The organism is Spiroplasma endosymbiont of Cantharis nigra (assembly GCF_964019925.1).
In the GTDB taxonomy this organism is placed as follows: Bacteria; Bacillota_I; Bacilli_A; order Mycoplasmatales; family Mycoplasmataceae; genus Spiroplasma_A.
The window spans coordinates 291,634-316,376 of sequence record NZ_OZ026470.1; the positions used below are offsets into that span (position 1 = coordinate 291,634).

26 protein-coding genes are annotated in these 24,743 nt (G+C 23.3%); 22 read left to right on the top strand and 4 right to left on the bottom strand.

Annotated features, from left to right (window positions below):
* Positions 1 to 72: 72 nt before the first annotated feature.
* The 10 genes from AACL04_RS01230 to AACL04_RS01275 all read left to right on the top strand — a co-directional run bounded on the left by AACL04_RS01230 (position 73) and on the right by AACL04_RS01275 (position 11,717).
* Entirely contained in the window at positions 73 to 369 is a 297-nt protein-coding gene (locus tag AACL04_RS01230) for a hypothetical protein (RefSeq protein ID WP_339030664.1), read from the top strand.
* A gap of 173 nt (positions 370 to 542) precedes the next feature.
* Entirely contained in the window at positions 543 to 1,139 is a 597-nt protein-coding gene (locus AACL04_RS01235; protein WP_339030666.1) for a DDE-type integrase/transposase/recombinase, read from the top strand.
* Between the two features lie 188 nt (positions 1,140 to 1,327).
* Complete coding sequence (locus tag AACL04_RS01240) at positions 1,328 to 2,503, top strand: HNH endonuclease signature motif containing protein (protein WP_339030667.1); 1,176 nt, start codon at positions 1,328 to 1,330, stop codon at positions 2,501 to 2,503.
* 66 nt (positions 2,504 to 2,569) lie between these two features.
* Complete coding sequence (dcm, locus tag AACL04_RS01245; RefSeq protein WP_339030668.1) at positions 2,570 to 4,351, top strand: DNA (cytosine-5-)-methyltransferase; 1,782 nt, start codon at positions 2,570 to 2,572, stop codon at positions 4,349 to 4,351.
* Positions 4,352 to 4,360: 9 nt separating this feature from the next.
* Positions 4,361 to 6,817 carry a DEAD/DEAH box helicase family protein gene (locus AACL04_RS01250; RefSeq protein ID WP_339030670.1) on the top strand — a complete coding sequence of 819 codons (2,457 nt, stop codon included), beginning with the start codon at positions 4,361 to 4,363 and terminating at the stop codon, positions 6,815 to 6,817.
* Positions 6,818 to 7,009: 192 nt separating this feature from the next.
* Positions 7,010 to 7,348 (top strand): hypothetical protein, encoded by a 339-nt coding sequence (locus tag AACL04_RS01255; protein ID WP_339030672.1) that lies wholly within the window; start codon positions 7,010 to 7,012, stop codon positions 7,346 to 7,348.
* Positions 7,333 to 7,836: a hypothetical protein gene (locus AACL04_RS01260; RefSeq protein ID WP_339030674.1), complete on the top strand. Its 504-nt coding sequence runs from the start codon at positions 7,333 to 7,335 to the stop codon at positions 7,834 to 7,836. The genes AACL04_RS01255 and AACL04_RS01260 overlap by 16 nt, the downstream gene beginning before the upstream one ends.
* Positions 7,826 to 10,357, top strand: coding sequence for a Z1 domain-containing protein (locus AACL04_RS01265; protein ID WP_339030676.1), 2,532 nt, complete (start codon positions 7,826 to 7,828; stop codon positions 10,355 to 10,357). Before AACL04_RS01260 ends, AACL04_RS01265 begins: the two co-directional genes overlap by 11 nt.
* A 123-nt stretch (positions 10,358 to 10,480) precedes the next feature.
* A complete protein-coding gene (locus AACL04_RS01270; RefSeq protein WP_339030678.1) occupies positions 10,481 to 11,236 on the top strand; it encodes a hypothetical protein in 756 nt (251 codons plus the stop codon).
* A 70-nt stretch (positions 11,237 to 11,306) separates the two neighbouring features.
* A complete protein-coding gene (locus AACL04_RS01275) occupies positions 11,307 to 11,717 on the top strand; it encodes a hypothetical protein (RefSeq protein ID WP_339030680.1) in 411 nt (136 codons plus the stop codon).
* 39 nt (positions 11,718 to 11,756) lie between these two features.
* Here AACL04_RS01275 and AACL04_RS01280 read toward each other — a convergent pair whose 3' ends face one another.
* Positions 11,757 to 12,602 (bottom strand): class II fructose-bisphosphate aldolase, encoded by an 846-nt coding sequence (locus AACL04_RS01280; protein ID WP_339030682.1) that lies wholly within the window; start codon positions 12,600 to 12,602, stop codon positions 11,757 to 11,759.
* A gap of 122 nt (positions 12,603 to 12,724) precedes the next feature.
* On the opposite strand from AACL04_RS01280, the gene AACL04_RS01285 reads away from it, so the two are divergent.
* From AACL04_RS01285 to AACL04_RS01340, 12 genes are all read left to right on the top strand, one after another.
* A complete protein-coding gene (locus tag AACL04_RS01285) occupies positions 12,725 to 13,438 on the top strand; it encodes a DeoR/GlpR family DNA-binding transcription regulator (protein WP_339030684.1) in 714 nt (237 codons plus the stop codon).
* A gap of 62 nt (positions 13,439 to 13,500) precedes the next feature.
* Positions 13,501 to 13,953 (top strand): PTS transporter subunit EIIB, encoded by a 453-nt coding sequence (locus AACL04_RS01290; RefSeq protein WP_339030685.1) that lies wholly within the window; start codon positions 13,501 to 13,503, stop codon positions 13,951 to 13,953.
* A 74-nt stretch (positions 13,954 to 14,027) separates the two neighbouring features.
* Complete coding sequence (locus AACL04_RS01295; RefSeq protein ID WP_339030687.1) at positions 14,028 to 14,243, top strand: hypothetical protein; 216 nt, start codon at positions 14,028 to 14,030, stop codon at positions 14,241 to 14,243.
* Between the two features lie 50 nt (positions 14,244 to 14,293).
* Entirely contained in the window at positions 14,294 to 14,512 is a 219-nt protein-coding gene (locus AACL04_RS01300) for a hypothetical protein (RefSeq protein ID WP_339030689.1), read from the top strand.
* Positions 14,513 to 15,142: 630 nt separating this feature from the next.
* A complete protein-coding gene (locus AACL04_RS01305; RefSeq protein WP_339030691.1) occupies positions 15,143 to 15,586 on the top strand; it encodes a hypothetical protein in 444 nt (147 codons plus the stop codon).
* 356 nt (positions 15,587 to 15,942) lie between these two features.
* Positions 15,943 to 16,176, top strand: coding sequence for a hypothetical protein (locus tag AACL04_RS01310; protein ID WP_339030693.1), 234 nt, complete (start codon positions 15,943 to 15,945; stop codon positions 16,174 to 16,176).
* Between the two features lie 157 nt (positions 16,177 to 16,333).
* On the top strand, positions 16,334 to 18,169 hold the full coding sequence (locus tag AACL04_RS01315; protein ID WP_339030695.1) for a lipoprotein: 1,836 nt from the start codon (positions 16,334 to 16,336) through the stop codon (positions 18,167 to 18,169).
* 698 nt (positions 18,170 to 18,867) lie between these two features.
* Positions 18,868 to 19,125, top strand: a complete 258-nt coding sequence (locus AACL04_RS01320; protein ID WP_339030696.1) for a hypothetical protein — start codon at positions 18,868 to 18,870, stop codon at positions 19,123 to 19,125.
* A gap of 197 nt (positions 19,126 to 19,322) precedes the next feature.
* The gene (locus AACL04_RS01325) at positions 19,323 to 19,541 is read left to right on the top strand and encodes a hypothetical protein (protein ID WP_339030698.1); all 219 of its coding nucleotides are present in this window, start codon (positions 19,323 to 19,325) and stop codon (positions 19,539 to 19,541) included.
* On the top strand, positions 19,480 to 19,737 hold the full coding sequence (locus AACL04_RS01330) for a hypothetical protein (protein ID WP_339030700.1): 258 nt from the start codon (positions 19,480 to 19,482) through the stop codon (positions 19,735 to 19,737). Before AACL04_RS01325 ends, AACL04_RS01330 begins: the two co-directional genes overlap by 62 nt.
* 165 nt (positions 19,738 to 19,902) lie before the next feature.
* A complete protein-coding gene (locus AACL04_RS01335) occupies positions 19,903 to 20,085 on the top strand; it encodes a hypothetical protein (RefSeq protein ID WP_339030702.1) in 183 nt (60 codons plus the stop codon).
* 941 nt (positions 20,086 to 21,026) lie between these two features.
* On the top strand, positions 21,027 to 22,886 hold the full coding sequence (locus tag AACL04_RS01340; RefSeq protein WP_339030704.1) for a lipoprotein: 1,860 nt from the start codon (positions 21,027 to 21,029) through the stop codon (positions 22,884 to 22,886).
* A gap of 272 nt (positions 22,887 to 23,158) precedes the next feature.
* Here the strand turns inward: AACL04_RS01340 and AACL04_RS01345 are convergent, their stop codons facing one another.
* Genes AACL04_RS01345 through AACL04_RS01355 form a run of 3 tightly spaced genes read right to left on the bottom strand, consistent with a single transcriptional unit; the run spans position 23,159 to position 24,646 of the window.
* The gene (locus tag AACL04_RS01345) at positions 23,159 to 23,413 is read right to left on the bottom strand and encodes a hypothetical protein (RefSeq protein WP_339030706.1); all 255 of its coding nucleotides are present in this window, start codon (positions 23,411 to 23,413) and stop codon (positions 23,159 to 23,161) included.
* Positions 23,397 to 24,368, bottom strand: a complete 972-nt coding sequence (locus AACL04_RS01350; RefSeq protein ID WP_339029629.1) for an IS3 family transposase — start codon at positions 24,366 to 24,368, stop codon at positions 23,397 to 23,399. The genes AACL04_RS01345 and AACL04_RS01350 overlap by 17 nt, the downstream gene beginning before the upstream one ends.
* Positions 24,299 to 24,646 (bottom strand): hypothetical protein, encoded by a 348-nt coding sequence (locus AACL04_RS01355; protein ID WP_339029627.1) that lies wholly within the window; start codon positions 24,644 to 24,646, stop codon positions 24,299 to 24,301. Before AACL04_RS01355 ends, AACL04_RS01350 begins: the two co-directional genes overlap by 70 nt.
* Positions 24,647 to 24,743: the final 97 nt, after the last annotated feature.

Below are 24,743 nucleotides of genomic sequence, written 5' to 3' on the forward strand. Positions count from 1 at the left end.
TTTTTTCAGACACATTTTAAAAATACTTTATATATTGATATAAAGTATTTGTGAACGAAGAGAGGTTTTAATTTGACTAAGTATTCAATAAATCAAAAAATTGAATTAGTATTAAATTTTTATAAATCCAATTTGTTATTAGCACAGTATTCAAAAGCAGTAGTAATTGATAAATCAAGATTGAAAAACTGAATAAAAATTTATGACGAAAATGGAAGAAGTGGATTTAAAAAGTCCTTTAAAGCCAATAATGAGAAGATTATAAATTTAAAAAAAGACCTTAAAAAATCAAAAAGAGAGAATGAAGATTTAAAATTAAGAGATGAAATGTTTAAAGAATTAAGAGAAATGATTGATAGAAAGAAGTAAATAAGTGAAAGTTAAGCACATTTAAATCAAAAGTAGTTTATAATTTTACAATTAAATACCCAAATATTGCAATTAGAAGACTTTGTAGACTAATTGTTTTAGCAAAAAGTATTTACTATGATTGAATATCAAAAGGTAAACCAAAAATTAAGGCTATTAATTGGGCTTTGGTTTTGAATATTAATGATGTTTATAAAAATGAAGTTAAAATCTATTGATCTAGAAGAATATTGAAGTATTTAGATTTAAATTGTAGTCATAAAAAAGTTCTGCTAATAATGAAGTTTCTAAAGTTAAAACCTAACAACTATAAAATACAAAAGAATAAATTAGGTAATCCAGAAAAAATTGGTAAGTATCCTAGATTATTTAAATATCAAACAAATTTGAAAAATTATGGAGATAATTTCTCTGTAGATATTACAGAGAAAATAATAGCAGGATGCAAACTATACACTTGCGCCTTTTATCATGTAAACACTAAAAAAGTTTATGGTTTGGTAACTAAAAATATTAAAGGTATGAAATTAGTATTAGAGTCATTTTTTAATATGGTTAATGAATTTGGAACATTTAAGCCAAACTCAATTATTCACTCTGATAATGGATCAGAATTTAAATCTTATCAATATCGCTTAGCTACAATGTGATTTGTTTTTGGCTTAAGTATGTCTAGAATTGGTAGATCAACGTACAATGGATATATTGAAGGTTTTGAAGTGCTTTTAAAAGAGAAGCAATTAAGGAGTATTATAAATACAATGTTGTAAATGAATATATTTATAATTTGAAAATGTATCAATATTTTTATAATAATAATAATAGATTTAGTTATAAAATATAGGTGTCCGAAAAAAAGGAACAGTACAACTCATACTATTACTTATAATTATAATAAATTGACTATTTTTTATATTCTTATATAATTTATTATATATGTATTAAAATAAGGGGAAATATGAAAACTGATCTAGATATATGTAAATCAAGAAATTTAAAAACTTTAGCCGTAGTTATGTTTAATATTGTTAAGGAAGATAAGGAATTTTTTTATATAGGTAGTAACTATAAAAAAAGCAAGCACTCAAAATACAAAGTGGAAGATTTTTATTTAGAAAATAATAAACTTCTTGTGAAAGAAACAAGATTGCCATTCTTATTGAAAAATGGAAGATATATACATGAAGCAAAAATTAAAAAAACAATTTATAATAATTATGATGATTTTATAAATATTTTATATAAAAATATTTTGAAAGAAAGATATAAGTATTCTGATAATGAATATGAAAGCATTATTTTTTCTTCATATTTTTCTTTAAGGGGTTCTATAGATATTTCAGTTAAATATATATCAATAGATTTTTTTAGAAAATTTGAGACTCCAAATTCTTTTGATAAGATTTTTAAATTATTAACATGTATTAGTGATTTAAGACAATTAAACTTAAATTTTAGATATTTACAAAGTCAATATCTAAAAGGAAAAACAAGAAATGATCAAATTAGAGTTAATTTAAAATATTTTTATGATAATTATTTAGAAGATTTAGAAAAATTAAATAAATATAAGGCTCTTTTATTAAAAGAAAATGGTAATTTAATTAATTCTATGAATTATGTAAAAAAAATTAATATAGATATATACAAAAGAAAAAACTTTTATATTAATAATTATGTAGCAAATAATAATTATTTTGATTTTGAAGATATTCAAAATCAAAGACAAGAAATCTTTGGAATTGAGGAAAAGGACTCAAAGGGAAGGAATTATAGCATTGTAAATTATGCAAGAAATTACTTAGAAGATATATGTTTTGGATGTTATAATGATTTTAATATTAAAGTAAGATCTTTTAAAAGAAAAGGTTCTGATTCTTACTATTTGGAAATTCATCATGTATTAGCTTTTGCAAATAATGAAAAATTTGATCATATAGATAATCTAGTTAAGTTATGTCCTACATGTCACAAAGCTCTTACTCCAAATAGAGCTGAAGAAAATTTACAGAAGAAAATAATTTTATCAATTATAAACATTGCTGATTGAACTAGGAAATTTATTTATGAATTTCTTGAAGATGAAGTAGGTGAAGCTGAATTAGTTAATTTTATTTTTGAAAAACTTAAATAATATTATATTTTAGTGTATTATAATTATTGTGAGGAATAAAATATAATATCCTCAAAAGGAGTTTTTATGTTTAAAATTCTCGATCTTTTTTGTGGAGCCGGTGGGTTTTCTTATGGAATAGAATTAAATAAAAATTTTAAAACAGTTGTAGCTTTAGATTTTAATAAGTCTGCTAAGGATACTTTTACTAATAATTTTAAAAATGTTAAGGTAATATGTGATGATATTACAAGTGAACATGTAAAATCAAAAATTATTTCTTTATCAAAGAGTGAAGGAGTAAATATGGTTATAGGTGGACCTCCATGTCAAGGATTTAGTCTTAAGGGGAAAAAAGCAGGTTTAGAAGATTCTAGAAATTTTCTATTTTTAGAATACTTTAATATAGTAAAAGAAATAAAACCTGAAGTATTTATAATTGAGAATGTTAAAGCATTAATAAATTCTTGTAATGGATATTTTATTGATCAAATCATAAAAAAATTTAAAGAAATAGGATATTTTATTAATTATGGAGTCATGGACTCATCTAAGTTTGGTGTACCCCAAATAAGAGAAAGAACAATTATTATAGGATCACTTAGTAAAAAACTTAGCTTGCCAAAAGAATTAGGAAAGAAAAAAATTACTGTAAGAGAAGCAATTTCTGATTTAGAGTTTTTAAATTCTGCTGAAGGTAATTTTATATTGGATTATAAAATAAATCCCAAAAGTAGTTACCAAAAGATTATGAGAAAAAACTCATTGAATTTATATAATCACATTTCTACAAAGCATAGTGAATTAGCTTTAAAAAAATTAAGTTTTATTCCAGCTGAAGGAGATAAAAGTAGTTTACCAATGAATTTAAGGGGAAAACAAAAGTTTCATACAACTTGATCAAGACTTATTTGAGATAAACCAAGTCCAACAATTGATACAAGATTTGATACACCTTCTAATGGAAGAAATTCTCACCCAATTTTAAATAGAGCAATTACTCCTAGGGAAGCTGCAAGATTACAAAGTTTTCCAGATACTTTTATCTTTTATGGAAATAAAACGGAGATCTGTAAACAAATAGGAAATGCAGTGCCCCCGTTAATGGCTAAATGTATTGCTGATTCTTTGATATCTCAATATAATTTTGAAAAAGTGGAAAGTGATTTTATAAAAATTTATAATGAAGATGCATATGTATATATTGAAAAACTAAAAAAAGATAATATAAGGCCAAATCATATAATTACTGATCCACCATACAATATATCTACTGATAATAATTTTGATACTTTAAGAAAACCTAGGGTTGGATTAAAATTTGGCGATTGAGATACTAATTTTAATTTATATGGATGAATACCTAAGTATATTGAAATACTTGATAAAAATGGAAGTATTATAATTTTTTGTTCTTATAGATTTATTAGTTATATAATTGAGGTTTTAGAAAAAAATAATGCAGTTGTAAAAGATGTTATAAAATGAAAAAAAACAAATCCTATGCCGAGAAACATTGATAGAAGATATGTTCAGGATACTGAATTTGCAGTATGAGCAGTAAAAAAAAGTTCAAAATGAGTTTTTAATAGAAAAATAGATTCAAAATATCTGAGAGCAGAGTTTCAATCTTCAGTAGTTTCAGGTAAAGAAAAAACATTGCATCCAACTCAAAAAAGTCTTAAAATTTTAGAAGAAATTATTGAAATACATACAAATGAAGGTGATTTAATAATTGATCCTTTTATGGGAAGCGGCACCACAGGCGTTGCTGCAAAAAAATTAAAAAGAAAGTTTCTTGGGATTGAAATTGAAAATGAGTATTACAAGTTAGCAAAAGATAGAATATTTAAGGAAAATAAGGAGTAATTATTTAATATGTTTTTATCGGATAAAGACCATGAAAAACTAAAAAATATTTTTAGAGAGCTAATAAAAAGCTCTAAAGAAATTAATATAATTTCACCTTTTATTACTAAAAATGCATTTAATATATTTAAAAATGAATTTAATTCTTTTTTTGATCAAGATGGGTCAATTAAAATATTAACTACAAATTTTGATAAGGATTCCAAAAATTTTAATGTGTTAGATCTAAAAGAAATAAAAAATAATAACCCAGAAAATATTGAAATAAGCATTCAGATTATTGACGAATTAAATAAAAATCCTTTGCATATGAAAGCATATTTATTTAAAAATGATAACAAAACTCAAGCTATTGTTGGTTCTTCAAATTTTACTTTTAAGGGTATGAATCATGGAGAATGAAATTTTTTAATTCACGACTCAATAACAATTGAAAAAATACAAAAAAGATTTTATGAAATGATAGATGAACAAGATTATAATTGAGTATCCATTGATGAATTAAATCCTAATGATTTTCAAAATCAAAAATTATATTTAAATAAATATAATTTGAAAAAAAGTAGAACTAGTCTAATATTGAGAGATTATCAAAAAGAGATTATCAATTTATTTAATAATGAAAAAAATAAAACTAAAAATCATTTGATAGTTTTGCCAACTGGAACTGGAAAAACTATTACTGCTTTATATATGTATAAAAATTTTGTAGAGTCTAACATCAACAATAGATTACTTTTTGTTGCACATAGAAGAGAAATAATTGAAAATGCATTTATAGTATTTGAAAATGAAAAGCATAGTAATCAATTGATATTAAGTAGCAAGGAAGAAATATCTAAACTCTCGAATTTATTTATAACTACTAGTTTATTAAATAATTTAATTGAAAAGGGTTACTTTAAAAAAAATGAATTTCAAATTATCATTTTTGATGAAGCACATCATATTAATAATGAATCAGAAGTAAATCAATTTAACAAAATATTTAATTTTTTTGAATCAATAAATAATATAGCATTAACAGCAACACCGGAAAGAACAGATGGTTTAAATATTGAAAAAATATTTGGAAGTCCGCTTTATGAAATGAGAATTCATGAGGCCATTAATAAAGAATTAGTATCTGAATTTAATTATTTTCTTATTAGAGATCAAGATAGTGAAACTATTTTAAAAAATGATTTAAAAAATGATGAAATAATTTATAAAAAATTAAATTCAAATAAAAGAAATCTGTTATTACTTGATAGTATTAAAAAATATGTATCTAATGTTGATAATAAGACTGTTGTTTTTTGCATAAATCAGCAACATGCAAATGATATAAATAAATTACTAAATAGTAATGGGTACTATAGTGAAGTATTATTAAGTGATACTAATAATAGAAAAAATGTAATTGATAATTTTAAAAATGGTAGTATAAATTATATTTGTGTTGTTGATATTTTTAATGAGGGTATTGATATTCCTTATATTACGAACTTAATTTTTCTTAGACCTACACAATCAAAAATTGTTTTTTTACAACAACTTGGAAGAGGTTTAAGAAAAATTGAAAATAAGGTTCTAAATGTTTTGGATATAGTTAATAATATTGATAGAGAGAATTACTGATTTGATAAATTATCTTGTTTTTTAACAGAACAAGATATAAAAAATTTAATTGATTTAAAGCTTGAAGATTTAAAAGTAAACATTGTATTTGATAAATTATCAAAACAATTAATTCTTGAAAAATTAAAGAAATCATTTAATATGAAAAATGAGATAAAAGAAAAAAGCTATTACAAGTGAATTACTTCAGTTAGTTATGATAATAAGAAGGAAGAAAACCTAATCTTTTTGATAAGTAGAAAAAATAATGAAATAGTCTCTATTTATATAATGGAAAGCGGCTTATATAAAAATATAAATAGTACATTTTCAAATACAAAATATTTTTCAAATGTAAGAGAATTTGAGGGACTATTAATAAATAATTTAGTATCAAAATTTTCTAATCTTATTTCATTAGATAAGGAAATTGATATTAATAATGTTAAATTAAATACAAAGGAATTTATTTATAATTATTTAAGGTTAAAAAAATCTGAAGCAATGAAACTGCAATCTGATTTAATTCTTATTAAAAAATTTGAAGATGATAAAATAGCAAGGGTAAAAGTTTTGAAGGATGGCTATATTCTCTTAAAAAATTCATATGTTAAGGCTTTTGGACGAAAAATTCAAAGCCCTAATATAATAAAACTTTGAAAAAATGATGAGAATTTTATATTTGATAAAAGTGATTTAAATAGATTTAAAGTAACATCAAAAGATATTTTTTTTAAAAAAAGCAACTGACTTATTTCATTTTTAATGGGTGGAAATGCTAGTTTTCCTATAGAGTTAAAAATAGAAAACGAAGATATAACTGTAAATGAATATTACAAGAAATGAATTAAAAAATATTTAAGTTAATTAAAAAAAAAAAAAAAACTAAATTTAAAGAGTTATTATATAATTAATAAAATAGAGAATAGATAACTTTAAAGAGACTAATAGTCTCAAAAGAAAGGTTATCTATTCTGTAGTATAAAAAATGTTAATATTATATATTTAAAAAGTATTAAAATTAATTTATAATATATCTTATTAAGAAAGGTACTTTATATGAATTTATTTATAGGAATGGGCTCAATTGAAAAAATAAGTGAAATTAAAATATCAAAAACAGGTAGTAGTTATGTTAATTTTACATTATGAACAAATAAAATTGGCTTATATAAAGAGGATAGAAATGTCATGGTGATATGTCAAGCATTTGATGATATGGCATATGAGTTGTGTAAAATAAATGAAAATTTTTTGATTACAGATAATTTTATAGTTTTTGGGAGTGCCACAATAGCAAATAATTTTAAAGGAATATCTATTCAAAAAATAGAAAAGATTAATAATGAATCTGAAATAAAAGATTTTTTTGAAAAAAATATATGAAAGATTTTTTAAATATAGATGAATTTATAGATTTGATTAGAAAAAAGCATTCTCTTTTTGAAATTAACTCCGTTATTAATGAAAAAATTTATAAAAAGGAAATTTTTTTTAAAAACATCAATGAAGTTTACTTAAAGAATTATATATTAGAAAAAGATAATATTAAGAATATTAAAAATTTTTTAGAGGAAATTAAAAGTATAGTAAATTATTCTTGTATCTTTTCAAAAAGCTTTTTAGTTAGTTTTAGAATTAAAATTAGCATTTTTGATCTTTTAATATATCTTCAACTTTATTGTGATTATAACTATGAAATAATAGGTTCTCCAACAAATAATAACTTTAAGATTTTATTATATTTTTGCAAATACTCAAAAACAGAAATTATAAAAAAAATATTAAGCTCTTCAAAAACATTTGAACAGAAAAAATATTGTCTAATTAGTGAATTAGGATTTAACAAATCTGAAGTAAGAAAGGTATTACAAAATGAAAGATAAAAAAGAGATATATCTTTATTATTTAGCTTTTAAGGAAAAAGGTATTAAAAATAGTAAAAAAACAAATGAGGAATTACTTGATATTTTTTCTGATTTATATGATATTGACATAGAATTACTTAAAGAAATTATCACAACATATTCAAATCATAGTTTACTTAATTTTGAGGAAAATAATATTAAAAGATACTCAGCAGTTGACTTTGAAAAACTAAATTTATTTAGAAAATACTTGTCAACTTTAAGTGATAGAACTTTCAATGATATTAAAAGGCTTGAGGATGAAACACTTTCAATTGCAAATCATTTAAATGTTAATAATGATGTTGATAATTTTAAAATAAAAGGATTAGTTATAGGAGATATTCAGTCTGGTAAAACTTCTTCAATGATTGGATTAATGAATGCTGCATTTGACTTAGGATATAAAAGAGTAATAATTTTAACAGGACTAATTAATGAAATGAGAGAACAAACTAGTGAAAGAGTTAATGAGGCTTTTGAAATTGATGGAAAGAATATTGCAAATTATTTTAAATTAAGTGATGAGATTGAAAATCAAACGATTGATGGAGAGATTAATTTAAAAAATATTAATAGATATAAAGTTAATGAAAAACGTAGCACTTTTTGAATAACAAAGAAAAATATCAATGCTTTAAATAATTTGAATACTCTTTTTTTAGATTATAAAGAAGACGTTACATTTTCTGAAAAATTAAATGAAAAAACATTAATAATAGATGACGAAGCCGACTTAGCTTCTCAAGATAATTCAGCTAAAAAAAGTAGTGACGTATCTAAAACAAACAAAAAAATAATTGAATTAATAAATAACTTTAGAAAAGTTGCTTATGTGGGTTATACTGCAACACCATTTGCTAATCTATTAAGCGATAGAAATAAAACTCACGATGATACTTCATTATACCCTGATAACTTTATTTCTATAATCTCTCCGGGAGATTCATATACAGGGTTTAACACATATTTACAAAAATATGAAGAATCAAACTCTTTTTATTTTATTGATGAATCAAAATTTGAAAAATTAAAAACTGAGGAGTTTAACGGACTACATAAAAATGAAAATTTTCTAAATACTATTATAAGTTATTTAGTTTCAGCTACACTACTAAAGTTGAAAGAAATAAGATATGAAAACTCAACACCAATATCATCTTTTAAAACTTTAATGATTAATATAGAAGTAAAAAATATAGTACAAAAAAATATAGAGAACGAAACTCTTAAAGTAATTAATATGTTCAAAAGTTCTGGTATTGAAGAATATAAAAAAATGATTAAATCAATGATTGCTAAAAATCTTAAATGAAATAATCTGTTTTATGAAAATCAAAATGAATTTTGAGACACTTTTAAAGATATTATTGAAAAAATAAATGTAGAACTTGTTAATAAAGATTCTGACTCAAAAGTATTTATATTAGATAAATATGAAGAAGAAAAATATTTGATAGCAATTGGTGGATATAAATTATCTCGAGGTATTACAGTGCCCGGATTAATAACAACTTTATTCTATAGAAGTACCAATACGTTTGATTCCGCTATGCAAATGTGTAGGTGATATGGATATAGAAATAAGTACATTGATTTCTCAACAGTACATTTAAGTTACGATTCATGAACAAATTATATTTCAATGTTTCAAGAGTATGAAGAATTTAAAAGAGATTTATTAAATCAATATGAAGAAGGACTGACAGCAGAAGATTTTATTATAAAAATTAGAACAATTAATAAATTAAATCCTACTCAATCAAATAAAATGAAGGGTGCAAAAATAATTAGAGATAAAATATCTAAGACAGGAAGAAATCAAATTTTTAATTATATTCTTGATAAAAAAATACAAGAAGCTAATATTAAAAGTATTATTAGTAATATCAAAAAACTAGAATTTAAAAAGTATAATCCAAATTATATTTGCAAAGATGTTGATTTTTCTATTATAAAAAAAATAATGGAAGAGCAAGTCTATGAAGATAGAGCTAGAAAATTTATACGAGAAAAACTTTTAATGATTCATGAAGAAGAAAAAGAAAAAAAGTGAGATATTGTAATAAAAACAATTCATGATGAGAGTAATGGAAACCTATTCTTAGGTGAAAAAATTAATATAAATTTGTCAAGAAAAACATTTGATTATAGTACCAAAAATTTAAATAATAATAAGGAATATGAGATTGGTCACATTAAAACAGTATTAACAACGGATATTGAAAATTATTCATTAGAAATAAATGGGGAAAACATTAGTCAACGAAATTCAACTAAAAGTACTTTATTAGATTCTCAAAAATCAGTTTTATTTTTAACTTTTAATAAGTTTGTTCATAGAAATGATAGGAATGAAGTAATTGAGTACCCAATAGTATGTTTTGGTCTATATACTCCAATTGATAGACAAAAAAATAGTTTTTCACAAACTGTTTATATTAATGAATCTGGAACAGTAATGACTGAAAATGAATTTTCTAAAGATATGTTGCATTAGAGAACGTATTATTTTTTAATAGTCCATAAGTAAAAACTAATGTATAACTATTTTTTTAAAATATTTTTTTATACAATTTAATCTTTATAATTAATTTATTAGTATTTTTTTAGTGAGGTTAAAATGAAATTAAAAGACTTATTTTATATAAAAAGAGGAGCTGTTTTAAATAGAAGTGAGCATTTTATAAAGGAATGCAAAAACTGCTCTAGTAATAAATTTCAAACTATAAATGTTTTTCCAAATAATCAAAGAGACTTTTGTAAGGAAATAACAAAAGAAGTTTTTATTAAAGAAAATGATATATTAGTTTATTTAAATTATCCTTATACAATAAAAATTGCTGCAAAAGAAGATAATAATAAAATAATTTCATCAAACTATTTAATTTTAAGATCAATTAATAAAGTCAATATTAAAAAAAGTGTTCAAATTATCAAAGAGGGAATTATTGCTAACCAAGATAGAAGTAAAAAAGAAATCATTAAAATAGAAGAATTTAATGATTACAATTTAAGAGATTATGAATATTTAATGATAACTTCAAAAGTAAGTTTGGATAGAAACTTAACTAACTTATTAAAATTAATAATTATTAATTTCACAATATTGATGTTATGGTTGTTGCTTACTTCTGTTTTAGCAAGTATTGTTCAAGGAACAATAATCTTCACTTTTGTAATTGTTTCAATTTGTTTAACTATTACAATAGGAGTTGAAATTATCGTATTTCTTGTTTTGTATTTTACAAATAAAAATCGAGTTAAAATCTCTAAGACAAGTAAACGCTTAATAAAGTTACAAGAACTATATAAAAATGAGTTGATATCATTAGAAGAATATCAAAAACAACGTAAAGAAATTTTAAACTCAGTTTAGACATGTCATTGTTTTTCAATGACATTTTTATTTATTTTTTTCCACTAAATTAATAGTGGAGGAACAAAATATGTCAAAATTTTGAATTAGTTTTTATACAAAAGTATTTTTCTGTTTTATTGTTATATCAATTAAAAGTGTCATTATTATATCAACTGCTATAAATGGGGCAGTTAATGATAATATGCATTGAAGTGTAAAGTTCATCACTTCGCTGTTGTTAATGTTATTGTGAAGCTTGTGAGTCATTATTGATATTCTAGCTTGTATTTATTCAATTAAAGCAGAAAAGGCAAAAACTGCATTGAGTTGAAATATTGTGGGAATAGTTTTTAGCTCTATTAATTTTATTACAGCTATATCAGTATATTGTAATGATTATACTTATGATTACTTAATCTTAATGATTTGTTCATTGGGATTAATATTGATGTATGGTTTAACAATTTATTTTGAAAAAAATAAAAAGCAGATTTGATAATCTGCTTTTTATAATTACAAAGTATAGTCTTTAAATAATTTAAGCTTTATTGTTTGAACCAAAAGCTCTAATTTTAATAATGGCTTGTTTTTTTACATTTTCAATTGCAAATCTACCATATTTTCTGGCATCAAAGTCATTTGGGTTTTCTGTAAAATATTGCTTTAATCCATCAGCACAAGCTATTTTTAAATCAGTGCCAATATTAATTTTTGTAATTCCTAATTTTATAGCTTTTTGTAAATCTTTTAATGGAACTTGACTAGACCCATGTAAAACTAGGGGAGTTTTAATTTTGCTAGCAATTTCTTTTAGTAAGTCAAATTGTAATTTAATTTCGCCTTTAAATAAACCATGACTTGTACCAATTGCAATAGCTAAAGCATCAACTTTTGTCAAATTGTTAAATTCAATTGCTTGATTAATATCACTATAACCATTTGACTTTGAATTTCTATCATCTTCTTTACCACCAACATGACCAATTTCTGACTCTACTTCAACACCTTTAGTTCTTGCATAATTAACAACATCTAAAGTCTCTTTGACATTTTCATCAAAGGGTTTTAAAGAAGAATCTAGCATTACACTAGAGAAACCAGCATCAATTGCTTTTTTTATTAAAGTAATATCAAAGCCATGATCTCAGTGTAAAACAATAGGTACTTTGGCTTTATTGCATGCTGTTAAAGCAAGGGCAAAGACATAATCAAGACCCATATATTTAGCAGCACTTTCAGTTACCATTAAAATTACTGGAGAGTTTTCTTCTTCAGCAGCTTCAATAATAGCTTTCATCATTTCAAGGTTATCAAAATTAAAAGCAGGTAAGGCATAACCTAATTTTTGCGCTTTTAACAGTTCTGTTTTTAAACTAGTTTTCATATAACATCCTCATTCTTTCCTTTCACTAATATCTTACTACCTTTTAAACTTTTTTAAACTTTTTTAAACTTTTTTAAACTTTTTTAACAATATAATGTACTATAAAAGTGGGAGGAATATTTTTGCTTAAAGATGAAAGAAGAAAATTAATTGTTGAATTAATTGATAAACAAGGTTTTATGAAAAACATTACTTTATCTGAAATGACAGATTCAACAATACAAACAATTATTATGGATATAAAAGACTTAGACCAAGAGGGTCGTTTAATAAAAGTTTATGGAGGGGGTAAATCAATAAATAGTAATCAAAAAATAATTTCAAGAGAATCTTTTGATGAAGAAAAAGCTAGTTTAAATATAAATGCCAAAAATAAAATTGGTGAAATAGGTGCTAGTTTAATTGAAGATGGTGATCTAATATTTATTGATACAGGAACAACCACCAAACAAATGATTAAGTTTTTAATAGGCAAACAAATAGAGGTTGTTACAAATGGTTACTCAATTGCTTTAGAACTTTTAGAAAACGATATTTCTGTTTGTTTAGTTGGGGGAACAATTATAGCTTCAACTCATGCAACAGCAGGTGAATTAGCTTTAAAATTTTTAGATAACTTTTACTTTGATAAAGCTTTTGTTGGTATGAATAGTTTATATGGAAGAGATTTTTATACAACCAATATTGAAGAAGCTATGATAAAAGAAAAAGTTTTTAAAAACTCTGCAAAAGCCTATGTCTTAATGGATTCAACTAAATTTGAATCACGCAATAGAATTAAAGTTGAGGTCTCAAAAGAGACAGTGCTAATCAGTGAAAATTTTCCTTCTAAATAAAGAAAGGAATAATATTTTTTCATAGTTTAAAAATTGACATTAGTCTATGAAAAAATTTTAAAATGATGAGTAAAGAAGAAAAAAATAAAATTTTAATAGAAAGTATTTTTAACAATGTTGGTGGAGTTGAAAATATTAAAGATGTTTATCATTGTGCTACAAGAATGAGACTTACTTTGTTTAATTCAAAAATAACAGATTTAAAAGAAATTAAAAAGCTAGAAAAGATTAAGGGAGCACTTTGATCAAATGGAGAATTACAATTAATTATTGGTCAAGAAGTTTCTAAAATTACAAAACTTCTTAAGGAAAAATTAATTTTATTTAAAACCAATAATATTGAATTCAAAGTTGAAAAGAAAGAGAATTTAACTAACTTTTCTTTAGGGAGAAAAGTTATCAAAGTCATCTCTGCTATTTTTGGACCATTGATTCCTTTTTTGGTAGGTGTTGGACTAATTATTGCTTTTCAACAATTACTATTAGGAACAGGATTAGGAAATAATCCAATTTAGAGAATAGTATTCTAGGTCAAGATTACAATGTATTTGATGTTATATTAGACTTTATTGCTAACTCTGGTTTTAAAATGATGGGAGTTATTGCAATTTGATCAATAGTAAGATACTTAAATGGTAAAACACCAATTGCAATTGTTTTGGGGTTAACAATGATTACACGAATTATTCCTCAAGAGGGAATTGAGTTATTTAAAATTGGACAGTGAGATATTTTTATAAAACCATTTTATTCAATAATATTAGTATTTATTGTTATGGGAATTATCATAGCTAAAAAAAGGTAACCTAAGTTTACCAGTAGTTTTACTACTGGTTTTTTTAATGAAAGGAAAAAATGAGAAAAATAAAATACAGTAAAGAATTGAAAATAGAGGTTACAAAAAAGTTTAATCAAGGTCATACACCAAAAAAATTAGTAGAAGAATACAATTTAATTTCTGGAGTACAATTAGTTTATTTATGAAATAGAAAATACTCAAATTTAAACTATAATGATACTAACTTTTGTAAGGAGTTTAATATAGTGGCAAATAAATTGAAAAAAAGATTTTAAAGATAAAAGTATAAAAGAATATGAAAAAGAAATATCTAAATTAAAGAAACAATTAAAGGAGTCAAATGAATTAGTACTACTTTCAAATGCAAGATATGAAATTCTGGAAAAGTCCATTCCTTCTTGCACAACGGAAATGATCATCAACATGATGAAAATGAGCAAGAAGGACTTAATTCAGATAACAAAGACAAAAAATTATAAGCATTATTCTTTTTGCATAATATACAAATTTGAAGCGTTATATGGAATGGGAACTAATAAATTAATTAATTTCTTTTATGTATCTAAACAAGGTTATTCAAAATTTTAAAGAGGATTTGTTCTAATGTCACCAATAAAAATTTTCAAAGAAAATTATCATTGACTAATTTTCCAATTTTTTAAAGAAAAGTTTTAAAAAATGCTAATTTTTATATTGAAAAATACTTCAAAACCTTTAAAGGCTTTGTTTCAGGTGCTAATATAATTAATAAGTGAATTTTTGAAACTTATAATCTAAATATTTCAATTAGAGAAATAAGAAAAACTTAAAGAGAAAATATATTTAAAATGCCTACTTTTCAAAGAAATAAGATAAATAACTTAGGTATCAATAAAAGTAATAATTACATTAGAAAAGATTTAGTTATGAATAATTTTAAAAAGGAGAATGTTATTGGAATTGATGGAAGCCATATAAAAATAAGAATCAAAGGAGTATTAGAAAATCATGTTGTCATTTTTGGATACAATTGATCTAATAGCAATATAGTTTCTTATTCCTTCGATAGAACAGAAAATAGTAATAATGCTTTTAAAGTTTTTAATAGAATTAGAAATTATGTTAAGAACTTGTTAATATGTAAATTTTTAATACAAACAGATAGAGGCACAGCATTTGCCAATAAAATGATATTTAGTTTTATTAATAAGAACAGTAATTTTTTAACTCATTCTATGTCTGAAGCGGGTTTTAAGCATAATACTCCAACCGAATCACTTAATGGATGAGTGAAAATAAATTTTATAAACAATATAGTAATGAATTTACTTCAATGAAGGATTTTCATAATAAGTTCGCAAATTTTGTAGAAATGTGAAATTTAAATCATGATTTTAAATATAATATAAATAGAAAAGAACAGTTTGCAAATATTGCAAACTGGTAAACTTAGGCTATCGCATTCTGCTTATTTTCAAAAGTTCATTGAAAAGTATTTCAATCCTGTAGCAAATTTTATACATAATCCATTTTTAATATTATTGTTAGGTGGATTATTAGCATTTTTTATTATGGGACCAATAATGGGAATTTTAGAAAATTTACTATTAAATATTTTTAATTGATTTATGAATTGACCAATTGTTTTTAGGGGCGTTAATAGTTTGTTTAACTTGACAACCTTTGGTTGTCCTTGGAGTTCATAATATTTTATTTTTTACAGTAATTGCAGATCTTCCAAAAGGGAAATTCATCTTTATTTTTTGCACCAGCATTTGCACCAGCATTTGCAGCAACATGAGCACAAATGGGAGTAACAATTGCTGTTGGATTAAAATCTAAAATACTATATATTAAAGACAAAAGCTGTTTGTTAAAATTAGAGCAAATTAAGGAAGTTGATTTAACTATAATATTATTAAGTAAAAATAAAAAGTTAACTCATGCTAGCTTAATATAAAATAATTTAAGTATATTTTTTATTGTACTTACATTTTTGGATTCACTCTCTTTTTTATACAACCCATAAATGTTAAAAGTTTGAAAATTAACTAATTTTAAAGTATAATAAGTGTAGTTTTGAATTGTCAAAACAAAGGTACAAAAGGGGAAAAAACATGAAAAAATTATTAAGTTTATTAGGAGCAGTTAGTTTAATTGCAACTTCAAGTGCAAGTGTAGTTGCTTGTGGTGATCCAACTGAACCAACTCTACCAATAATAGAATATGAAAAATTAGTTCAAGAACTTGAACAAGATGTTAATAAAATTTTTGTAGATCATTTACAAAATAATGTTTATGATAAAATGATTGGTTTAATTGCTAATGACAATCACAACAAGTTTTTAAATAGAACTACTATTAAAACATTTAAAGGTAAATCTGCAAGTGAAATTGGAGAAAAGAATCTAGCTAATTTAGTTGATGATATCAATAGAATATTAGATGTTACTAAATTAGAATCTGAATTAAATAAATTAAAATTTGTTAATCAGTATAGTATTCTTTTAAATGATGTAAATACCTTATACAAGGGAATTATTTTTGATTGAAGTACTTTAAATATTAATACAAATGAAAATGAGGATTTGTATTTAGCTAATGTTTTATTAAATTATAAAATACAAGTTCAATACAAAGGCAAAAAAGAAGTTGAAGTTATAACAATTAGTGATTCATTTAAGTATACATTAACAAACAATGCAACTTTAAAGGAATCATCTGATAACTTTTTAAAAAATATTACAAAGGATTATTTTTCATCACAAGATTCTGATGCTAAAAAATACTCAAATTTACTTTGAAATGATATTAAAGGTTCAAAAAGTAAATTAGATGGATATGGTAATATTAATAAAGAATTGGACAATTACTGAAATAATACTGCGCAAATAAATGGATTTAAAGATTCTTTTACTAATTTTATTAAAACTAATTATTTTAGTGAATTGCCTACATTACCTCTAGGTTTTGAAACTGATAATTTTTATAAAGGTGAAGTTTTAAATAAGACATCTCTATTTTATTCTATTAATACACCAAAATCATTTGATAATAATGAATCAATTAAATTTGATTATAAAACAGAAAATGGTCAATTAATGTTAGAAAGTATTTTTAGAAAAAATCCTGACGTTAATCCAACAAGTTCTATATTAAGAAATAATTATTTCGTAGAAGACAATCTTAAAGTTTGAACAAAAGATTATAAATTATTAAAAGAGGAGTTTATTAAAAATTTAAATATAGACTCAAAGTTGCTTGAAGAAACTGAACAATATAAAAGTTCATTTTCAATGAGAATTGTTAATTTAACTGGACTTTCAATTAAATTTCCTGACCAAGATTATGTTCATTATTTACCTGACTTTAAAATAGCTACTAATTACATAATTGATTTAAATCAGTCTTCAGAAGAAATGTTGGATGATATGGCTGAATTTTCTGTAAATTCAATTAAGGCATTTCATAAAGTTTATGGTGTAGATTATAATTATAAATATGCGGAAAAAAATAATACCAAAGAAGACATTTTAATGGCAATTAAGAAATCTGATTTTACTAATGCAATTAATTTTCCACTATCTAGTATGGGTGGATTAGAATATGTGAACCCAACTCTTTCATTGGAAAATGCAATTACACTTTCTTATAAAGAAGAAATGTTAGAATTAGCAAACTTGCCAATAAATTCATTATACATTTTTGATTCTAGAAAATCTTCTGATTCTTCAAATTATGCAACAAGAGGTAGCAGAAGTCAATATTTTAGAAATTATGATAGTCAAAGGGGAATCTTTTTAAGCGTCTGGCTTCAAGGTGCTAATCATATGAATGAAAAACTATTTTATTGAAATTTAGGTTACTTAAATTTCCACTTTGATTTAGATCAAATAATTGATGGTATAAAAAAATCTCCAACAAGAGAAAAGGACTTTATTGTATTTTCATAAAAAAATGGGATAATCTATGTTCATCAGTCTGCAATATTTGCAGACTGTTTTCTATTTAATTTATAGCTAAGAACGTTATTCAAATTTTAAAGTTTTAAGAATCTTGAAGTTAGGTAATTTTCAACTTTCAATATAACTCTTTTTGGAACACATTTCTAAAGTAATTTATATATTTATATAAAATACCTCCTAGCTGCGAATAGAAAAAGTAAAGTTTAATAGTACAGGTGTTTGCAATGTTTTATCACAAGTTAAAAAAAATGTCAGTGCTAATTTAGTAGAGCATTCAATCATTCAATCAGATATAGGTGTTGCAAATACTTCTCTTATTGTTAAGAGATTATTTGATAAATAAAATAATCTTACACTGTCAATGCCCGATGTTGAATTTAAATACAATTATCCTACTGAATCTTTAAATGGATGATACAAAGATATTTTCTTCAAAGATTATGGAAATAGTTTTCCTTCATTTGAGAATTTTATAACTAAGTTCAGAGAATTTATTTTATAAAAATAATCCTCAAGATTATATTTATAATAAAAAAAAAAAAAAAAGAACTTGCACCTGATTTAAAATCAAGTGCAAGTTCTTTTAAGTTGGGTATTGGGGGGCTAAGTACATAGGTCTCCCAATTTTTTCGTTTTATAATTCCGAACAAGATTATAATTGTATTAGCAAGAAAGGTTGTATCTAAATGAAATATTCAAATGAGTTAAAAATTCAAGCTGTTAATGATTATATTAATGGAATTAAATTAAAAGATATTGCAATTAAATATAATATAAAAGCTAATTCAAGTATTTTAGATTGATATCAAAAATATCACGAGTCATCTGATATTAAAGTATTTGAGAGGAAAAAACGTAGTAAAACCAATGAAGTTAGACTTAAAAATAAAGTTAGCAAATATAGTGAAGAGAATAAAGAATTGAAAAAGAGGCTTTTGAATTAGAATCACAAATTAAACGAAGTGCTGATTTAATAGAACTTAAGAAGGAAAAGAAGAAAAGAGAACAAGCAGAGAAGGAAGTTAAGTTATTAAAAAAGTCCATAGCATCATTTCTAATAGGTTATCAAAAGGTTAATAAAAGGGCATATACAAAAAAAGATATAACTCAGATATATCAAACAGTATATGAATTATCATTAATGGGAAATGATGCAAAACAAACTATTCTAATTGATGGTGTTGGTTATCGTAGTTATACTAATTGAATTAAAAGAGGAAAACCCGAATATAAAAGACAATATCATATTCATGCAAAAGAAGCTGTAGAAAGTATTTATTCAAGGAAGGACGGTATATTTGGTGCTGAAAAAATGGACTCTATTAAAGATATTAAAAGACTTCAATATAAATCTTTCTAGAGAGACAATTATTGAACTTAGAAGAGAAATTTTATTAAAATTAAAAAAAGAAATAGCATCTTCTAAATCAAAAACAAGAATGGGAATAAGTACTCATAAGAAATATACCTCATTAGATCTTATAAAAGGAGATTATAGCTCTAATAAATATTTAGAAAAGATTGGAATCGATGGTACATGATTTAAAAATATTTAAATGCAGCAGTTAAAACAAAACGCTTATTTTTACCTGCATATGACTTTTACTCTAATGAAATTAGTTCATATTCAGTTGGCAACTCTGAAAATATACTAGTAACTCTTGAAATGCTAGAAGGTTTAGTAAGAAAAATGGACTTAGTTAGAATAAATAAAATTATTTATGCATAGTGATTTAGGTTCTGCATTTACAAGTAAAGAAACAGAAAAATTTTGTAAGCAACATAATATAATTAGATCAAATTCAGTATCAGGATTTAAAGGTAATCAATTTGTAGAACAAACAAATAGATGAGTCAAAAAGTATTTTTATTTAATATTTGGTAATAAATTTAATAATGATTAACATTTTAGAAGTTGTATATATAAATTTGTTAAAATTTTTAATAGTACAAATATAATCTTAAAAAATGGATGTACACCAAACGAAATGATCCAAAATTTTAGGAAATAATGTTACTTAGCCTCCCCAATACCTTGTTAAATTTTCTTGGTTTATTGCCTTTAAATTTTTACATTTTTTTTTTTTTTTTGCTTTCCTGCTTTTTAGAGTATTAATTAAAATATTTTCCTCTATTAATATGTGTCTGATTGCAGAGTAACTTATTATACTATTTTATTTTAATTCTCAATAATGTTTAATACTAAGGTCATAATATTAAGTTTCAAAGAATTCTATTATTTCATCTTTAAAAAATTATTGAAGTTTATTTACAGGCATTTTATTGGTATTTTAATGAATAAAATTTCTTGCTCCAATCTCTTGATACTGCTTAAGATTTCGTCTTATATGTCTAATACTACAACCTAACTAAAAGGCCTCTTTTAATAGATTTTTTTAAAAATAATTTTTTAATTAATCTTAATTGCTCTTGTTTCATGTTAGTCCCGTCATAAAAGTTTCATTTATTGATTATAAAGGAGGACAAAGTCGCTTGTTATTATACAGCGACATAATCGCTTATTACTCATAAATAAAGTTTGCAAGTTTTGTAAAAATGTGAAATTTAAATCACACGTTAAAATATAAATGTAAATAGAAAAAAGCAGTTTGCAAATATTGCAAACTGGTAAAATTAAGATATCGCATTAATAAATTTAACTTATAAGTTTTTAAAATTATAAATATTTTTTTAAATTCTACTTATATGTTTTATTCTTATATGTAGTACGGATATATTTTAAAAATATTTTTTATTTTTTTTATTTTTTTATAATACCTTGAATTTTTATTGTTTAGTCTTAGAATAGATAATAAGATTATAGAAAATAATCAAAGGAGAAAATATGAGAAAATTATTGAGTTTATTAGGAGCAGTAACTCTAATAGCCACATCAAGTACAACTGTAGTTGCTTGTGGCCAAGATAAAGTAGTTCCACCTATTATAGGAATAAATTATGAGGAACTTGTTCAGTCATTGAAAAAAGATGTGAATGAAATTTTTTGAAAGCATTTAAATGAAAATGTATATAAAAATTTAGTTGGTCTTCCAGATACAGAAAGTAATTATTATTTTTTAAATAGAACTAAAATAACTGAAAATAGTGAAAAAGGTGCAGCTGAACTTGATCCTTTTGATTTACGACAATTAGAAAATGATTTGAAGAAAATTTTAGAAATGGATCAATTATCAAAAGATTTAAATACTTTAAAAAATGTAAATGAATATAAAGTAATTTTAAATGATGTTAATAATTTATTAGCAAATATAATTTTTGATTGAAGTTCATTGACAATTAAATCTTATGAATCTGAAGAAGATAAACTTTATTTGGGAAATGTAATTGTTGATTATAAAATTGAAATTAAGTATAAAGGGGAAAAAGATATTGAGAGCTTTTATATAAATGAAAACATTAAATATACTTCAACAAATAGTGACTCTTTAAAAAAGGCAAGTGATGATTTTTATAAAAATATCTCAAAAGACTATTTTTCATCAACTGATTCATCAGATATTAAACATACTAATTTAAATTGAGAAAATCTTAGATCTAACAAAAAGTCTTCTGATGGTTTAGGAAAAACAGATAAAGAGTTTAAAAAATATTATCAAGATGACTCTAATCAAAATGGTTTTAAAAAATCAATGATAGATTTTATTAAGAAAAATTATTTTGATAAAGTTGGAAATACCTTACCTCTTTCTTTTGAAGGAGATTTAATATACAAATTTTCTGAGATGAATAAATTTTCATTGTTTAGCAGTATAAATAAATATAAAAACTATGAAAATGAAGAATCAATAAAGTTTAATTATAGTCAAGATGAAGGAAGAATAATGTTAGATACTGTTTTTAGAAAAGATCCAAATAGTGGAGCAACACAAAATATTTTATCAACTCAGTACTTTAAAATTTCAAATTATAAAGTTTGAAAATCTGATTTTGAAAATCAAAAGGATAATTTTCTAAAGGAATTAAAATTAAATGAAGAAGTAAGCAATCAAATAAAGCAAACAAACGAGTTTAAAAGTTCAACAGCTTTAGGTTATATTAATCTAACTGGGCTTTCAATTAATTTAGCAAATGGAACTTATATTCATGAACTACCAGATTTTAAAATTGCTGTAAACTATTTTATTGATATTGATCAAAGTGACGCTCAGATTTTATCTAAAATGTCTGAGTTCTCCGTTGAAAGTTTAAAAGTTTGACATAAAATATTTGGAGTTTCAAATAGTTATGAATATCCAGAACACAATTCAAAAGAAGATTTTTTAGTAAGTCTAAAATCTTCAGAGCTTACTGAAAAAATATCTGCTAGTTTTTTTTTAAACCCACCAGAGTGAGGAAATAATCATACTTATTACTTTAATAACAGTTTTAGTTTAAATAAACTTGCTTTATTAGAGGATACTAAAATAAAATTGATTAATGATGCAAATCTTTTTGAAGAATCTATATATAACATGTCAATTAGTACACCAGACTCTAAAAGTGTAGGAGCTTTAACATATTCAGCTTTTGATTGAACAGCTAATAAAAAAACTGGTATTAATATTGAAGCAAATGGTAAAAGTGAAAATAGAAATAATAATATAATGTCATTTACATTTGGTTATTTTAATTTCCATATTGATTTAGATAAAATAACTCTTGGGGCTTTAGAGCTTAATGATAAAGATATAGTTAAGTTTATATAAAAGAATGACTATTAAAATTAAAAAGTTAATAACAAATTTTACAAGTAGATTGACTACTTGTTTTTTTAAGGTTAAATATAAATGAAATAAATATATTAAAAATATAATATTTTAAAAAAATAAATATGATAGAATGCGATAGCCTAAGTTTACCAGTTTGCAATATTTGCAAACTGTTTTTTTCTATTTATATTATATTTAAAATCATGATTTAAATTTCACATTTCTACAAAATTTGCGAACTTATTATGAAAATCCTTCATTGAAGTAAATTAATTACTATATTGTTTATAAAATTTATTTTTCACTCATCCATTAAGTGATTCGGTTGGAGCATTATGCTTAAAACCCGCTTCAGACATAGAATAAGTTAAAAAATTACTGTTCTTATTAATAAAACTAAATATCATTTTATTGGCAAGTGCTGTGCCTCTATCTGTTTGTATTAAAAATTTAGATATTGAGAAGTTCTTAACTGAATATACTTTGTCAAGTATACAAAATGTTTTTTTATAAAGTAATTGCATTTAATGCAATTACTTTTATTTTGTTTCAATTATTAAAGTATTCATAAGATGGAGGGTTAGAAGTTTTAACTCGTATTCTTTCATAATTATAGAAGTGAATATATTTACTAATAGAGCTTTCCAATTTTTCAAAAGAGTTTACTTTTAACTCTTTTTTTCATTCCTCTTTTAATGAAGAAAAAAATGTTTCACACATTGCATTATCTATTGAATTTCCAGGTCTTGATAAAGAAATAATTATATTATTCTTTTTTGAATAGTTTTTTGCAAAAAATGATGTATATTGAGAACCATTATCAGAGTGAATTATAAGCGATTTACTTATGTCATTTCTATATTTTGTTGAATTAATAAGAGTATCTCTATAAATTTTTATATCATTTATTTTAGACAATTTATAACCAACTATAAATCCTGTCTTAACATCCTTTAAAATACTAAGATAAGCAAATTTATTATTTAATGGTAAATAAGTAATGTCAGTCACTCAGCATTCATTCTTCTCATAAATTTCTCATTTTCTATTAACAATATTGGGTCCATGAGTAATACTTTTCTTTTCCTTAGGTTTTCTAATCATCTTTTTAACTCTAATTACTGAATACATCTTATATATTCTCATTATTCTTGCTACTTTATTTTGACTAATCTTTATTCCCTTATTTTTTAAACATATTGTTATTCTTGGACTACCATAAATACCTTTATATTTAAAAAAGTGAAACTTTATTTCTTTTGCAATATTAATGTCTATTTTTATAATATAATCCTTTTTACCATTGCTAACTCACCTATAGTAACTTGATCTAGTAATTTTTAAAAGCTTACATAAATCCGAAATACGATATTTGTATTTAAATTCTTCTATGATTTTATAAATATAATTTATTTTTTCTTTTGATTTTCCATCATTTCATTGAACTTTTTTATAACTTCATTTTCCATTTCTAATCATTTAATTTTCTTTTTAAGAATTGCTAGTTCCTTATCTTTTGGGTCTAAAGAATTTGGTCTAACACTAGAATGCTTGTTGTGCTTTCCTGTTTTTGAAATTAAACATTCAGCTCCATATATTTTATAATTTATGCAAAGGTTTCTTGCTGTTGAATAAGATACACCATATTCAATTGAAAGCTCTCTAAAAGTTCTATTTTCATTATAGTGTCTATTTACTAACTCTTGCTTTTGTTTGATACTTAAAATATTTGATTTATTACCTGTAACATTTGACATATAAAAAATTCTCCTTGTATACATTCTATGTTTTTTTAACATTATGTATACTTAGAGAATTATATTCAGTCATTTATGTTTGGTTATTTTAATTTTT